The sequence below is a fragment of the Mesorhizobium sp. NZP2298 genome, from assembly GCF_013170825.1.
GTDB lineage: Bacteria > Pseudomonadota > Alphaproteobacteria > Rhizobiales > Rhizobiaceae > Mesorhizobium.
The window spans coordinates 6,925,038-6,940,507 of record NZ_CP033365.1; the positions used below are offsets into that span (position 1 = coordinate 6,925,038).

Consider the following 15,470-nt stretch of genomic DNA (forward strand, 5'->3'; position numbering starts at 1 on the left):
GACCGATGTTCAGCGGATTCAGATGAGCGTTCGCCAGGTATTTCAACGTGTCCGCCAGCTGGAGCAGCGACGCCACAGACGGCAATTCACAGCCTGGGCGCCGCGATCCACCCACGTTCGGACGCATGAGGGTAGGGTGGCAGTCTAGTGGATCGAAACGGGTGCCAGCGCCCTCGAAAGGCTGGCTTCGCCGCGGCCGTAAGTCGCCGGATTGTAGTTGACGAGCGTATCGGTCCTGGCTGTATCCAGCAGCTGATTAGTAATCTGTGTCGGAGTTGCGGACGTGAACTTGCTGCCAAGGATGGCGGCATAGCCTGCAACCACAGGTGCCGCATAAGACGTGCCGTATAGGCCAGTCTTGTCACCCTCGACACCCACGGTCAGGAACTGGTTCCGCACCTCGGGGTTTGAGCCGGGATAATTCGAGTATCGGGCCAGCCGCGTCTTGTTCCCGGGAGTGCCATTATGGTCGAGCGCACCCATGAAGATTGCCGATGGCGCCCCGATCAGCCCGAGGGTTAGCCCATCGAAATCCCCTTCGTGCGGCCTACCTACCTCGTTGCTGTAGTTGTCGGCACTCTTTGTGACGATGGCAGTGCCCGCCCAGGCGGCATCGACGATCGCCTGCTCGCGCGGATGCTGGCTCAGTGGCTCTATAATGCGGTAGCTTGCATTGATGATATTGAGGCCGTCCTGCAGCCCGATCGAAGACCCCTCGAGATAGTCATACTTGAATATGTTTGCGCCAGGGGCGACCATGCCGGCAATTTCAGCGACCCAATCTCCATGTCGCTGCCTCTGCGTACCGCGACCGAGGTCTGCATCAAATGGCTGTTCCTTGAAATCATCTATGACATTTATCGATACGCCGGAACCGATAAAGCCTGATGTCCATGCTTCACCAACATCTGGGCTCATCCAGCAGAATGTGCCGTCGGCATTTTGTGGACAGCCCGAGCTACTGCTTTCCGCGGCTGGAGTACCGGTCGTTCCTTTGCGGCTGATACCGGCATCGAGATCACCCGCGAAACCGGGTGCAGCCAACAGGCACGCTATAAGACCGACAACGAAACCTGCCGGGAACAATTGTGTTTTGTGCATAATAGACTTCCTGTCTGGATTGTTCTTCATCAACGAAATGTACCGCCTATGCCTTTCCCTATCTCTAGAATTCACCCCTGAACCGGAGATCGACTTTCAATCGGCTTGGATTGATGTTTGCCATATATTTCAGCGTGTCCGCAGGCCGGAGTTGCGACGCGGCCAGACGGCAATTCACTGTCTGGAAGCCGCCGACGGCGCCATAGTCAGCCGTGCAAGGTCGTTCCGTCAGGTTCCCGCCCAAAATCGAACTGACGGTGAGAGAAAGCGTCGTGGACGGTGTCGGTCGCTTTTGCAGAATAAGGCCGAGTTTCACACCTGGCTCGATTCGGACCTTTTCGGCATGTTGGCCGGTGCTCGCACCCCACAGGAGACCGAAATCATCCGACAGCTGCGTCAACATTTCGAATCGCATGTCGATCCATTTGCTATGGTACCACTTGTCGAAAGACACTTTGGTACCGCCCGACAGCTCGTATCCGCCTTGTTCCAGATGGTTGGCGGCCGCGGTTAGCTCCGAACCCTGGTAAATGCCGACAAGGCTGGTCTCCTGTCCGTTCGCAGTTATCGGGCTGGCGAAGAATGCCATCACGAACAGGACGTAACTCGCCGACCGTATGCACATCTGCAACCCCCATCGTTGGATCCGCCAGCAAATCATGTGATCGACACGCGTACTGCAGTCCCTTGCCGCATGTTCAAACCACACGGAGGGTCCAGCCGCAGACGCATGGCCGCCAGCGGCCAACGTGTTCATTCGCAACAAATCTGTGATCTCCCGTCCTTCAATTTCGCCCGAGCCATCTCTTCGCTCTCCCTGGCAAGCAGCTCCCGCCCTCTCAACGGAAGCGAGCAAAATTCATGCCGATCTAGATGACGGCGCCATAGAAGGAATAGTATGTTTGTTTTCAGCGGCTTAGACAAAACGTCCAAGACGCCGGCCAACCAAGGCCGTGTCGTCGAACCGACAAAGCCGACACAATTGCCGGATATCGACGAACACGCTGAGCGGGAACCCTCCCGCATGGCAACACTCCCTTCTCGCTCCAGCCATGCGTCGGAGAGCCTCGAAACGGCTTTCATTTTCCATTCGACGCAATCCTCTTCAGTCGGACATTGCGCCGCCCAATTTGAAGTTCTGTACGCGAATCGTCTGAAAAGGCACGCCCGGCAGAGACGGAGCTCCCTGCCGGGCCGGGTTCGCCTTGGGAGGCGGCGTAAGCTAGCGACTTTCGTGGCGGTGGGACCACTCAATCCGTGCGTTTTGCGCAGTAACGAGCATCTGCCGTGCCAAGCCAAAAGCATTTAAAAAACACCCGAGAGTCAGCTTCCTCTACGTTGCGTACCCGACATTGTCGGCTATCGGACAATGCCGAACGAGGCCTCTCGGCATCGACCTACACCTTAACCAGAGCGCACTCACCAGGCTGTTCGATGCCATTTCGACCTGGCGAACTGGTGGTGACCGGGTTTTAGCTCCGAACTGTTCGCAGGCTGACGGACAGGGCGGATGTTTACCTTCAATGCAGAGGGCGCGGCCACGAGAGACGGCGCGGCGAATGTGGCGGGCAGATCGCGAGGATCGCCACAGTCGGCATGGCCGCGCCGTAGGCCAATCAGCCCTTCGGCGACCTCGCGATGTAACGCCCCAGCAAGTGAGCCGTCGAGGCCACGAAGAACGAAGGTTAGACGCGTTATTCCGGCTTTGGCCCAGACTTAGTTCATTGAGGCACTCGAGCGCCCTCAGGCGGTGCTTCGAAACAGCGCGGGCCAGGTCGCCTCGGCACGGAGGTAAATAGGGTGCAAGATATCCGCGCGGCAGCGGGCGACAGCAGGCCCGTCGCACGACATGGCAATGCCAAGAGCTCGAGCGGCGATACGGCGATGTCGCCGAGGATGCGGACAGCAGTTCGAGGATCAACACATCCGGCAGACTGGCAAATCAGCAGCCTTATATCTGTCCACCCTCAGGGCCGCACTCCAGATCGGCGTCCACTTATTGCCTCCGCTTGCATAAGCGCGACGAGGAGCGCTCGCCGGGCGGAGCTGGTCGGGTTGCGCAGCCCGGCGAGTGCGGATTGTTTGGGCGGTGGGCGCGTCAGGCGCGGTTCTTGAGGCTCATCATACGGCTGTGGCAGAGCCGGACATGTGCCGCCTTCACACATGTTAAGTTTTCCGGCGCTTCGTTCGCCTTCGAGATGAAGCAACCCGCGTGCAGCGCGCTGCGATCGACTACCATTGCCCGGAGAACCGAAACTGCATTCCCCTGGCGTTAGAACGATGAGAATGCCGTCGCCTTCGACCATACCAGGCCATGACCTCAATAATCAAACTTGAACAAAGTGACGAATCTGAGCTCTGATCTTGTTACGGCGCCTCAAGGGAGGAGCAGCGATATGCCGAGCGTTTGATTGCGCTGTGGCACATCTTGAGCTTCATTCCTATGCTCATCGTCGCGCGACTGGTACCGAACTTCCTGGGACCCATCGAAAAGCTCAGCGCCTTGCCCGGCTTTGCCAGCGGAGCTGGATCGCCAAATCAGAAAGAGCACACTTGCGAAATAAACCATCTGGAGCAGCAGCGAGCAGGCCAGCGTGGCGACGACGGTTAGACGGATCGACTGCGAAGCGAAGTAAACGGTAGCAGCGGTGCCGCACAAGAGCAGCGCCAGGAGCCGACAAAAGATCATGAAGTTCAACGCCGTTCTCCTGGTTTGTCTCGTCAAATCATGCAGCTCATGCTGCGATCTGGTCGGCCGCGACATGAGTCTGGCAGTTCTTTGGGCAGACGCGGCCGCAGGCTCCGCAGCCAATGCAGCGGCCGGCATGGTCGACAACCATGATCATGCGATTGAGCTCACCATCGAAATCGTCGTCATCGGCGTCGCAGGCGCCGAGGATTTCACCCGCGTCATCGACGCCGTAAAGATGCATGACCTCGCGCGAGCAGACTTTGAAGCAGCGGCCGCAGCCGATACAGATCTTGCCATCTATAGCGATCAGATATTCCGGCACCCATATGGAGCCGTCGCGGCTGATGAATGTGTCCCTCATCGCAAAGTCTTCATTTTGGCAAGCTCTCTCCTGGCACCATCCAACTCGGCATAAACGGCATGCGTTTTCTCGGCGACTTCCTCTATCTCAATCCATTTGACCGGGAGACCCTCGGCAAGGTCGCGCAAGTTCGTCTTGGCAATTGCCGCGCGCAGTTGAAGCTTTCGGACTTTCTTCGCCATCTCATCCAGGTTTGACATGATCCTTCCTCGAAAATGGGTTTCTTCACGCCCGCGCCACGTCGGGATAGGCAATAGCTGAAGTCGCATCGCCGACCAGTCTCGCGCTGGTATCCGCGAGTTTCCGGAGAGTCTCGAAGCCGAACCGGTAGACGTCTCGACAGACGTTTGATTTCTGTTGTTGACAATGTCATCACGCCTGAGCGCTCCTCGATCGCCAGCTCCGACATGTCGAGCCTCCACAGCACGTCCGGATCCGGATTGTCAGTGAGTGGATATTCCGGCGCAGTTCCTCGGTGATAAAAAATCGGCCAGCAGCCCGGTGTCCGATTTCCGTTGGCATGAGCCGTGAAAATCCTGAGCACGGATCAGCCGCAGGAGGCATTTGACGAACGGGCGGGAAAGGGCCTCGCCATCCTTGTTGACGGCAGGGCCAAGCGCTGCGTGAGACATTTCGTTTCCTCAATTTCAGGTCTGGTCCTCAACGGAAGATTTCTGCTTTCGGTTACGCCGACTTCGGGCTCGCTTACGCAGCCGACGTCCGGCCTCGCCAGGCCGATTCCACGTAAATGCTGCCCCTGTGGCCGACCTTGAACAGGTCCTGGACTGTGACGTCTTCAACGACGGGCCAAATTCGCGTCGAATATCGCCGCGGCGGCTATTCGGTTGGCAGTCTAAGGTCCGAGCCCTGACCTGGAACAAACCGTCGATCCTGTGCTCCATGGACACAGTTACTGCGGGCGCGCCGCAGAAAATGGGCGAATTGATCAGGGTTCCATTCCACTTGTCATCCCGACACCTTGCCGGGCTGAAAGTTCGTGAGAGGTTTGCCACGCAGCCAGTCGTCCACTTTGATCAGAGGAGCCGGGGGACTCTCTACGCAACATGTTGTTCTCCATTCCCACACCTTTCCTGACGTTTATGCGCGAGCTGGTTCTCTCAGAACGGAACACACCGGTTAGGAGACCATCAAAGTCTTGCGTGTTCTCATGCGTTCAGCCCTCACTCAGTATTGCCGATCTCAACCAGCAAACGTCATGCCAGCGCTTTGCCCGCAGTAAATGCGTGATTCTGCCTCGAAACCTCACAAGCCCAAGACGGCCGGTTGTTTTGAACCCGACATGTCTTCTGCCGCTGTCAGCTTTTGGACACGCATCATGCGTCGGACGCTTGAGGGCGAAACCGCTTGGCTATCTGCCCTGCGGTAATGTTGGCGTCGGCTCATCTAGCATCATTCGCCGCCGGCGAAGCGCGGGCGCGCACAGCTAGGCCGACCCAGCGGCCCGAACCGCATGACCTTCTTGATCGGCTGGCTATAGGTCGGAAATTCCGCGATTCCGAAAAAGTTGGTCAGCGCAGTGCAGCCCGCTCGGCATTTGCCGCACCAAGCGCCCGAAAGCTGTCAACCGAGCGATCCTCCAAGGCGCGGGCCGGCGTCTCGACGATATGTTGGTTACGGTCGGCCAGTGTTTGTACCTGGTCTGGGAGTGGCCTTCGGGCAGCCAGTGGTAGCGAGTAAAGCTTCGGCATCCTCGGCTTTGATTGCCGCCCAAATCTGGTCGAAATCACGATAGGCTATTATGCCTCCTCCTCATTGAGAACAGGAAACTCTGCTCTGGCGTAGAAGCCTAGCACGGGTCCGAGATCAAAGGTCGTTCCTGGCGCAAGGCGCCGGACGGACGTGGGCCATGTTTCGGTCGAGACGCCATCGATAGCTCGCGCCAGCGTGCTGGCGAATCGGGGCATCAGCGGTGCGAGTGTCTGCGCCAGGATCGCAGCGGCCGTCGTCTGAAGGGCGAGCGAAGTGCGGGTGCGGGCGGGATAGAGACGTCGCGCCGCTTCATAGTCTTGCGCCTGTCGGTAGACTACACAATCGCTCACGAAATCGCAGGCCAGCGCGGCCGCGCGCCGGACCGAGAAGCCATCGTCCGAATAGGCGCGTTCCATCGCCGCGCGATGGATCTCTATCCGAGCAAAGAAAGCGCGATCGGCGGGAGCCCAGTCGCCAGCATCGGGCACACAGCCGCCAAAGTTCTGCTTGATTTCCCCGTGCAGCGCATCAAGCCAATTCAGCCAGATTCCTTGGAACACCTCGTTCTCTGTGCGGCGTAGCGCGTCCAGCGTGAAGTTCGTCCGCTCACCTTCCGGGCGTGTCAGGCCCAAATGAAGACGTACGACATCGACTGTCTTTTGGCCCAGAACCTCTTTGCCCCAGACCGCATGGCTGCGGCTTGTCGAGAACTTCTGACCGTCGAGCAGGTAGAACTCGTTCACATGATACCGGATGCGCGGCGTCCAGTGGGAGAAGACCTCAGCATAAAGCGCCGGATAAAGCAGGGCGTGGTAGAAGGAATTATCGAAGCCGAAGAAATGGACAATTTGCCAGTCCTTGCTGGGCAGGGCCGCATTCCAGTGTCGACCGAGCGATGTAGCTAGCGTCTGGATGTTGTAAAGAAAGCCAAACGCCATCTCTGGCCAGACCCAGGTCACCTGCCCCGGGAACCCCTCGGCCGGTAGCCCCCAGTCCGACGGGTGGATGATGGGCACGGAAAAGTCGCCGCGTTGGCGTAGACGCGCGAAGAGGTCCATGATCCGAACGGGGGCGCCCGACGCCCTTAAATGCCGGTCGATATTGTCGTAGCACCGTTCCAGCGCAAGTTCGGGACGGCGCACGGAGCCGACCACCGGCGCCTCGGCCGAGTGCCGCGACCGGACTGCATCTAGGTCGTGGCATAGGTTCGGTGCGCCGCATTCCTCGCAGATGTTGCCACCAGCGGAGCTGCCGCAATCGGGGCAGAGGCCGCTTACATCCGGCTCGTAAAGGTAGTCGCCTGTCACAGCATCGAAGAGCGCAGGGCTTTGGCGCAGATCTACCGCCGCGCTGCTCAGAAGACTACGGAAACACGCGGCTTGAAACTCTGCATAAGCGCTATCGCCCAAGGTGGGGAGGAAGCTGTGGACCTCACAGTCGAGAAGCGCAAGCGTGGCTCGAATCTCGTCGGCGTGGTGGCGCGCCACCTTTCCGGGCGTCGATTGATCGGCATCGGCACGCGTGGCGACGTAGCTCTGGTAATCGTCGCTTCCAGTCAGGTGATAGGCTTCGACCCCTTTCATGCGCAGGAAACGCGTGTAGACATCGGCGCCAAGATAAGGGCCAGAAAGATGCCCCAGATGCAGATCGCCATTAGGCGTCGGCGGCGTGGAGAAGACGAAGATCGGCCCGCGGGGAATCGCGACCTGTGCAGCAGCTTCGAGGGCCGCCTTGCCGTCGCACCAGTAGACATCGACGAAGTTTAGGTTTTCGAGCCCATCGTTGTGCAGCACATGCGCTTCAAAAGGATGGAACAGAACGACATCGCCGGCTGCGACCGAGATTTCCCCAAGGTCGGTCCTGACCTTGCCCGCTCCAGACAGGACCACGAAGGCCTCGATTTCGTCGTGCCGATGGGGCTCGGATGTGACGCCTGGTGCCACCTTGCCAAATGAAAACCCGGTGCCCGCGCTTCCCGTCCCAAGCGCAGCCATGTCGATACCGAACACCCGCGACAGCTGCGTTCGAGAAAACGTGGATTTCCGCATGACGAACCTCAGCTGTCGAAACAGTGGTCTCTTCGGCTGCCGACGCAACAGCATCTGCTGCAAGTTGCGAAGGCAGCCCGACACGTTGGCCCCCGTCAGAATAGTCCGGCTCTGGGCCCCAGGCGGGCGAAACTACGGGCGCCAGGAGGGCTTTAGGCGTCACAGAAGAGCGCCCGGCGACACCTTCACATCGACATACCGAAGCGTCGTGACGGACTGCAGGCGATGCTCCAGTAGCCGGCAATCAAAACCATGCTCTCCGCGCATTTTTTTGGCGGCCGATCAGTTTCGTTTGCATTCCCGCCTGGTTCCGTGAGCTCAATCGCGATAGAAAATGCCGTTTGGGAGCTTGAGGTTGTCGAGATCAGCCACTTTGCCCTCTGGCGGATTAAGGGCGCGCTTAAGCACGTTATATTCAGCGCGGGTCGGTCCACCGGTTGAAGCACGCTGGAACACCAAGTAGAGCGTCCGCCGCGAACGATTGCTTTTATTCGGCTTCGAGTAATGCGGTGCATAATCGTCGAAGATGAAGATGTCGCCAGCCTTCCATACTGCGGGTTCCCAGGAGAATGTTTCGGCGACCTCAGGATCAATCACCCCGCCGGCATCCATGGGAAATACCCCCTTCTTGTGGTTGCCGGGGCTGAAGAAAAGGCCACCATTGTCCGGGTCGGAATCGTCAATGCCTATGGCAACGATCGCATGGACCATCCGGTCGGGCAGCCTGTGTGGAATGTGATAAATGTCCTGATGCGGGCGATAACCGCCGCTATCGGGATAGTGGAAGATCAGCAACTCCTTGAGTCTGCGCGAATCTTCGCCAAGCAAATCCTCGACCGCAGAGTTTATGCGCTGATCTTCTAGGAGGAGCAGACGCAATGGGTCATGGAAGTCCAGAAAATTCTCGGCCTTAGAGGTGATCTTTCGATCATCAGTCGTCTTCTCGAACCACATGAGCCATTTATCATCGCTGACATCCCAGCGTGATATGTCTTCAACAAAGCTAGACATACCTTCCACAGCCGCGGGATCGAAGAACCTTTCGAGCCTGACGTATCCGTCTTTCTGCCACTTTTCTCTGTGTGCATCGGTCAACATGCGAAAAGCCTCCTGTTGGAAAGAGTGGTTGGTCAAACATTCCGGTTAGAGGCAGTCGGGCGCCGTCAGGGTGTGGGCCGGAGACGATACTCCACGGCATGCAGACGGCGACGCAAAGTGCGTTCCGCTCCGGGTGGATTGCAAGGCTTTGTTGTCCCTCCTCAATGGAGAGATCGCCCAGGCCCGTAAAGATCTATCGATCCGGTACGTCTGCATAGTAGTCACGGCCGAGCATGCTGTTGATGGTGCGACTGCCCGATAAGAGGACCTTTCGTGCAGCCTGACGCAACGCAAGTCGTGCGCCGCGCAAATGTTTGCGACAAGTTCCCGTTCGGGTCGGGCGATCAGGGAGGCACGTCGCTGGCATCGGGTCCATCGATGCTCCAAAAACGAGTATTGTCCGCACAAGTTCGGCGCTAGACTGCCCATCCGAGGCCAAGCCGGGTCCTCGGGTTCCCTAAGCTGGTCCCCATCACTTACCTCTCCTTCAGCCACCACACGCATCGCTACGGGCGGGAGGCCTCCGCTGACGGCCGACGCAGCCATGGCCGTTAGGGCCACTGGGCACTTTCGAGTGAGCGACCTTGTACGGTTTCGACGACCGTGGGGCAAATTCTCGCCCGCAGAATTAAGCGATGCGCCCATAGGTCCAAGGGCATGTTCAGTCACGATGAGTCCGGAGCGGGCTCCGGACTGCGCCGCGGCGGAGGCGGATAAAATTCCTTGGATGCCACCGCCGATGATCAGTAGTCGCTGAGTCATATCCCGCTGCCCATTTCTTCGGCTACCGGGTCGGGCCAGCTCTCGACGGTGGTACGGCTGATAAAGCCAGGATGCTCAGGGTTCGCGCACGGCGCGCGCTGTAGAAGGCTGTCAAGAATGCGGCGAGCTCGCCAGGCCAGCAGGCTTAGGTTCGGATCGGCCAGCCCGCGCTGCCCGGGATTGGCGTTCTGTACGAAGATGCGTCTGTCACGCGGTCCGTCCCAGCACACCGAAAAATCCTCGTTGATGACCAACTCATTGTCGGTCTGTTGCAGCCGATCCGCCATCGGTTCCAAAAAGCTTGGCACGGCGTTCTCGTAACCGGTGGCCAGGATGACGATGTCGGCCGTGACTTCTTCGACGTCGCCCAAGCCGCGCTGCAGCGTCAACTTATGACCCGCGCCGGCGTTGATGCAGCGCGAAACGTTGCAACCCGGCCGCAGTGCGATGTCACATAGGTCTGGCTCAAGAAATTCGTGGCGATACAGCGCCTGGTAGACGGCGCGCAAAGTGCGATCCGAAATACCATCCGAGGCGAGCACGAAACGCCGCAGGAACAGCTTGCGCTGCGGCTCGCTCATTACCGCGAAACGATCCGAAAAACAGGGCATGAACAACTCGTTTGTGAACGGGCTGTTGTCGAGGGGCAGGTAGTTTTCGCGCTGCGAGACCCAGGTGATCGAGGCAGGCCGCCGTTCTCTTGGCCCACCGACCAAATGCAACAGCACCTCGGCTCCCGACTGGCCTCCACCAACGATGCAAACATGTTTATGGCGCACCTCAGGATGGATGTGCAGCAAATCGGATGAATGGAACAGGTTGCGTCCGATCCAGCCCTGAAATTGAGGGGGAATCCGCGCTTGCTTACCGATGCCGACCACTAGGTCTCTGGCACTGAGAACTGCATCGTCCGTCCGCACCCGAAACTCGCCATCATAGCGTATTTCGCGGACGGTCTCGCCGCCGCGCACAAGTGGGTTTCTGCGGAACGCCCAGTTCAGGTATTGTTCGAACTCAGCCCTGAGCACAGCATCGAACTGTGCATTCAGAAAGTGGTATAGACGCCCGTTCTCGTGCAGGTAGTTTATGAACGTGTAGGCGGATCGCGGATTCACCAGCGTGACCAGATCCTTGATGTGGCTGACCTGGAGTTCTGAGGACTCGAATGCGCTGCCTGGATGCCAGCGGAAGTCGACTTGCCGATCCAAGAACAGTGCCCCGTGCCCAACCTGCTCATGGATCTGACACGCGAGGCTCAAATTGGACGGGCCAGCACCGATCCCAATGCAAGAGAGCTCCAGGTGCCTTGCTCCTGCTGACGCCTCCCAATCAGGCGCTGTACGCGGCGAATGTCGGCCATAGCCGGTCGGCTTGCCCTCCCCGCACGCATCATCGACACCACAGGACTTGCAACAGTTTGTCCGGGCGTTCGTAGTATCGGGTGTGACGCCCGCGGATGCCGGCTCCGTGATGAGATCGGCACTCATGCCGACGACATGTTGCGCGTGGCTGGCATCAAGACTCCCGCCTCGATGACCCGGAGTGGTCAGTGACATGCTTTCGCAGCCTATCCCTCATTGCAATTGGGCTCGGTTGCCCGCCTCGACCGTGATGAGCCGACCTTCGGCCTGCTTGGCGACCAGCTAGGGCACGGTCATGAGTGCGGCGACAGCATTTTTCCGTGGGTTTGATCATAGAAGACATCCGCTGCTGGGTTCGGGAGGTCCCCTGCATCGAACGTGCCAGAGCAAAACATCAGCAAAAGCAACGGAAGGCAGGTTTGCGATCCTGTCGAGTACCCAACATTGAGGCCGAAACCTTGCACCGGCGCCGATTTTTGCACGTAATCGTACTTTTCGACTTCATAGCGTTGCAGGCGCCACTTTCCACACGGCCGTCATCGAGGACTGGCCCCGGCGCCGAGTGTCGATCCCTGCAAAGGAATTTCCGTTATCAAGGTCCTCATGAGGACTATCCCGACATGGTCCTGCATTACGGCGACACGACGGATGCGGCAAACCTGATCAGTCTCCGGCAAGAAACGCAGCCGGTCGAAATCTACAATCTGGCTGCGCAAAGCCACGTGCAGCCTCCTTCGGAACGGGAATACACCGCCAATGCCGATACGCTCGGCACGCTGCTGCTGCTGAGCGATCCGCATTCTTCGTCTCGAGAAAGAAACGCGGTTCTACCAGGCGTCAACTTCCGAACTCTTTGGTTCGGTCCAGGGCACGCTCGACCTATGCGGTGGCGAAGCTCTACGCCTACTGGATCACCATGAACTACCGCGAGGTATACGAGTTCTATGGCATCCTGTTCAATCACGAAGGGCCGACGCGCGGCGAAACTTTCATCACGCGCAAGGTGACGCGTGCGGTGGCTCGATCATGGCCGGCAAACAGGACTGTCTCTATCTCGGAAAACTGGAAGCAAAGCGCGACTGGGGCTCGGCGCGCGCCTATGTCGAGTGCATGTGGCGCATCTTGCAGCATCAACCTGACGATTTCGTGCTGGCAACCGGCGAGACACACACGGTCCGCACCTTTGTCGGGGCTTGCCTTCAGGCGAGTCGAAAAGGAGATCGTGTGGGAGGGCGAAGGCGTTGACGAGGTGGGCCGTGAACGCATGAGTAATCAAGCGCTGATCCGGATCGACAAACGCTGTTTCGGGCCAATCGAGGTTGACCTGCTGATCGGCGATGCCTCCAAGGCAGCCGACAAAACTCGATTGAAAGCCGAAGACCACTTTCGATGAGTTCGTCTCGGAAATGGTCGAGGCTGACTGCCGCGCCTACGGGATCGTGTTAGCGTGACGTGAAAACACGATGACTTCGCGGGCATGTGCGTCTTGCCGTTTCAGGGACGTCGGCATTTCAGGCCCGCCGCGGTCAGCCGGCGTCAGTCAGGTCCTATCGTTTGGATCGGCAAATTCACACATCCTGCAAAGCAGAAAACCAGCCGCTCCATTCATGCGATCGACGATTTCGCAAAAAACTGGGCTTTTAAAGAGATCGTCATATTCGTCGCATAGAAGGTTGCCCAATACGTGACGCCGCTCAAAATCCATGGAGCAGAGAGTAACCTCGCCGTTTGGAAGGAGTACATTCCGATACTGCCGTTCGTCCACGCATATCAGCGCTCCGACGACTGGCTGCCGTGGTTCTACAATCTTAGGGTCTACGCTTCCACCCCTGCTGCTCACCGGTCGCGCGCGAACTAGGGCTTGGGCAGGGATAATGTCGGCGATATCGGGATGGGGCTCACCCAAAACCACGAATCGGATCGAAGGGATGTCGGCGTCGACGAGTTGACCAACCAAATCGCGATACTTGTCTCCGACAAGGCGGCTATTCATGTGGGCGCCATCATCAAAAACATGAACCACGAATACCCCCAACCGCAGCGCCTGCAAGCGTTGTAGATCCCGCCCCTTCATTCCCACAAGCGTCGTGAAAATCCTGATGCCGTGGCCTTTGGCGGAAGCGTGCTCGACCATTTCGGTGCAATCCGGATTGAGCCATGGCTCAGAATACCCGGCAAAACTAATGTCGACGGAGGCTGGTACGCGCGCCAGACAGCGCTTGAAATCTCCAAGACTAAGATGCTTCGTATCAGATACTTTTCTTTGCCGGTCAGCGAACTTGTCCTGCGGACAATATGAACATCCCACGATGCATCCTGTGGTCGTCGTTATCTCCAAAACTCTGCCGGCTGGGATAGCAGAGCGCAGTTCCGGTAAAATCATTCGTTGTGACTCCCACTCGTCTTGGTCATGCATAACGTCCAGCATGGTGTCTTTGGCTTCATGACACCGACGGTCAAGACAGTCCGAATGAGCCAGCCATCTCCGCCTGGGTTTCCTCAATCTGCCGAGCGGACTATCAACGAACTTTGGGCGCATCGGCGCGGCAGGGCGGCGCAACCGCAAAGTCGCGCGTCAGCCATTGCCAAAGGTGTAGCCGTGACCGTTGAGCGGGCGCGCCGCCGAGATGGCGCAGCAGACCATCAATCGTCTCGCGTTCTTATGCGGTCAGCCCCCACTCAATATTGCCGCATCTCCAGCAAAGGCCGTGCCAGCGCGCTTAGCCGCAGCAACTGCACGAGTAGGCTTCGAGAAACCTCACGCCCAAGGCGGCCGGTGGTTTTGGACCAGACATGTTTTTTGTCGCTGTCAGCTTTTGGACATGCATTTCATACGCTTGAGGACAGACTTGGCTATCTCCCCTGCGGTAATGTTGGCGTCGGCTCATCATCTAGCATCATTTCGGCGCCGGCTGTGTGCGCGGAAGATCTACACGACCTGACCGCCGCGTGCAGGGACTGCCTGCCGGCTCATAGCTGATCTTTTCTCCTGAAGCCGGCGATGGGGCTAGGCCGTCGAGTGCGTGCTGCCGGATGCTGCGTATGCTGTTTGGCTAGACGGCGGATACCGCGTCACTTCCATATTTTCGCGACAGAGGTTTGGTGGCGTCGCAGGCCTTCTTGCTACATCACCGCAGTGCTCGGGAATTCGTATCTGATCCGCGTGAGGCGAAGACCTTCTCTCCCGACTGGCTCGCCGAGGCCGTCTGTCCTGCGGGCACTGAACGATTTCTCATTTGGCATGGCGCATGCGTGTCGATCCGCAAACCCCGTCATGAGGACAAATCGGAGCTGGCCGCCACTCCACCTCCTCCTACCACGACGGCAGACGGGAAGCAGCGCCTCAAATGAGGAACAAAATCACTTTACCTCGAATCTTGCCTCTCGATCACAACCGGAGCCATGGAACCGCGTCCGCGACCATCGCCTCGCGCCCCAAGGCAATTGCCCAGCGCAAATGGCTACGCGCGATTACGCCATGCATCCCTTACGAGGCTACGACAGCACCTCGGAGAGCCTCGCCGCCATCATGCAGACCGATCTAAGCCCACCTGATCCAGCACAAAGGAATTTCAAACATGCACCAAGATACCGTCCGTGGGAAAGCTTTCGCCATGCCCCTGACCAGCCCGGCCTACCCGGCCGGCCCATATCGCTTCCGCAACCGGGAGTATCTGATCATCACATATCGCACCGATCCGCAGAAACTGCGCGACCTTGTGCCGGAGCCGCTTCAGGTGTGCGAGCCTATGGTCAAGTTCGAGTTCATTCGCATGCCGGACTCGACGGGCTTCGGCGACTACACGGAAGGCGGACAGGTCATCCCTGTCTCCTTCTGTGGCCGCAGGGGGAGCTATACCCACTGCATGTTTCTCGACGACCATCCGCCGATAGCGGGCGGACGCGAGTTGTGGGGCTTTCCCAAGAAGCTCGCTAGCCCAACGCTCCGAACGGAGACGGATACCCTTGTTGGCACGCTGGACTACGGGCCGGTCCGCGTCGCGACGGGTACCATGGGCTACAAGCACCGAGCCGCCGACCTCGCGAGCGTGAGGGCCTCGCTCGCCGAACCGAACTTCCTCCTCAAAATTATCCCGCATGTCGACGGCACGCCGCGCATCTGTGAGCTCGTGGAATATCATCTAGAGAACGTCCATCTGAGGGGCGCCTGGACCGGCCCGGCAGCCCTGAACCTCTGGTCGCATGCGCTTGCTCCCGTCGCCGAACTGCCGGTGCTGGAAGTAGTCTCGGCAGTACACCTCGTCGCAGATCTCACGCTCGCGCTCGGGAAGGTCGTCCACGACTATCTCGCGGAAGCCTAGCCTCGCCATCGGAAA

General features: G+C 58.6%; 10 protein-coding genes and 2 pseudogenes. 2 read left to right on the top strand and 10 right to left on the bottom strand.

The annotated features are described in order from the left end of the window. Positions 1-144: 144 nt before the first annotated feature. From EB231_RS32890 to EB231_RS32930, 9 genes and pseudogenes are all read right to left on the bottom strand, one after another. A complete protein-coding gene (locus EB231_RS32890; protein ID WP_246740828.1) occupies positions 145-1,131 on the bottom strand; it encodes a S8/S53 family peptidase in 987 nt (328 codons plus the stop codon). Between the two features lie 34 nt (positions 1,132-1,165). Next, a complete protein-coding gene (locus EB231_RS32895; protein WP_246740829.1) occupies positions 1,166-1,726 on the bottom strand; it encodes a hypothetical protein in 561 nt (186 codons plus the stop codon). Between the two features lie 1,752 nt (positions 1,727-3,478). Further along, positions 3,479-3,790, bottom strand: a complete 312-nt coding sequence (locus EB231_RS32900; RefSeq protein WP_246741050.1) for an exopolysaccharide production repressor protein — start codon at positions 3,788-3,790, stop codon at positions 3,479-3,481. A 46-nt stretch (positions 3,791-3,836) separates the two neighbouring features. Beyond that, positions 3,837-4,154, bottom strand: a complete 318-nt coding sequence (gene fdxB / locus EB231_RS32905; protein WP_143977918.1) for a ferredoxin III, nif-specific — start codon at positions 4,152-4,154, stop codon at positions 3,837-3,839. Further along, positions 4,151-4,354, bottom strand: coding sequence for a CCE_0567 family metalloprotein (locus EB231_RS32910; RefSeq protein WP_027033222.1), 204 nt, complete (start codon positions 4,352-4,354; stop codon positions 4,151-4,153). The genes fdxB and EB231_RS32910 overlap by 4 nt, the downstream gene beginning before the upstream one ends. Positions 4,355-4,379: 25 nt before the next feature. Then, positions 4,380-4,448 (bottom strand): annotated as a pseudogene (locus EB231_RS35830) (hypothetical protein); the annotation flags it as partial. Positions 4,449-5,911: 1,463 nt separating this feature from the next. After that, positions 5,912-7,912: a class I tRNA ligase family protein gene (locus EB231_RS32920; RefSeq protein ID WP_172352458.1), complete on the bottom strand. Its 2,001-nt coding sequence runs from the start codon at positions 7,910-7,912 to the stop codon at positions 5,912-5,914. A gap of 318 nt (positions 7,913-8,230) precedes the next feature. Beyond that, positions 8,231-9,010, bottom strand: a complete 780-nt coding sequence (locus EB231_RS32925; protein WP_172352459.1) for a phytanoyl-CoA dioxygenase family protein — start codon at positions 9,008-9,010, stop codon at positions 8,231-8,233. Positions 9,011-9,768: 758 nt separating this feature from the next. Then, entirely contained in the window at positions 9,769-11,073 is a 1,305-nt protein-coding gene (locus tag EB231_RS32930) for a lysine N(6)-hydroxylase/L-ornithine N(5)-oxygenase family protein (RefSeq protein ID WP_172353129.1), read from the bottom strand. A gap of 650 nt (positions 11,074-11,723) precedes the next feature. Between EB231_RS32930 and EB231_RS32935 the strand changes: the two are divergent. Beyond that, a pseudogene (locus tag EB231_RS32935) lies at positions 11,724-12,584 on the top strand (GDP-mannose 4,6-dehydratase); the annotation flags it as partial. 89 nt (positions 12,585-12,673) lie between these two features. Here EB231_RS32935 and EB231_RS32940 read toward each other — a convergent pair. Continuing rightward, positions 12,674-13,516 (bottom strand): radical SAM/SPASM domain-containing protein, encoded by an 843-nt coding sequence (locus tag EB231_RS32940; RefSeq protein WP_246740830.1) that lies wholly within the window; start codon positions 13,514-13,516, stop codon positions 12,674-12,676. A 1,195-nt stretch (positions 13,517-14,711) separates the two neighbouring features. Here EB231_RS32940 and EB231_RS32945 point away from each other — a divergent pair. After that, positions 14,712-15,455 carry an acetoacetate decarboxylase gene (locus EB231_RS32945; RefSeq protein ID WP_172352461.1) on the top strand — a complete coding sequence of 248 codons (744 nt, stop codon included), beginning with the start codon at positions 14,712-14,714 and terminating at the stop codon, positions 15,453-15,455. Positions 15,456-15,470 lie beyond the last annotated feature (15 nt).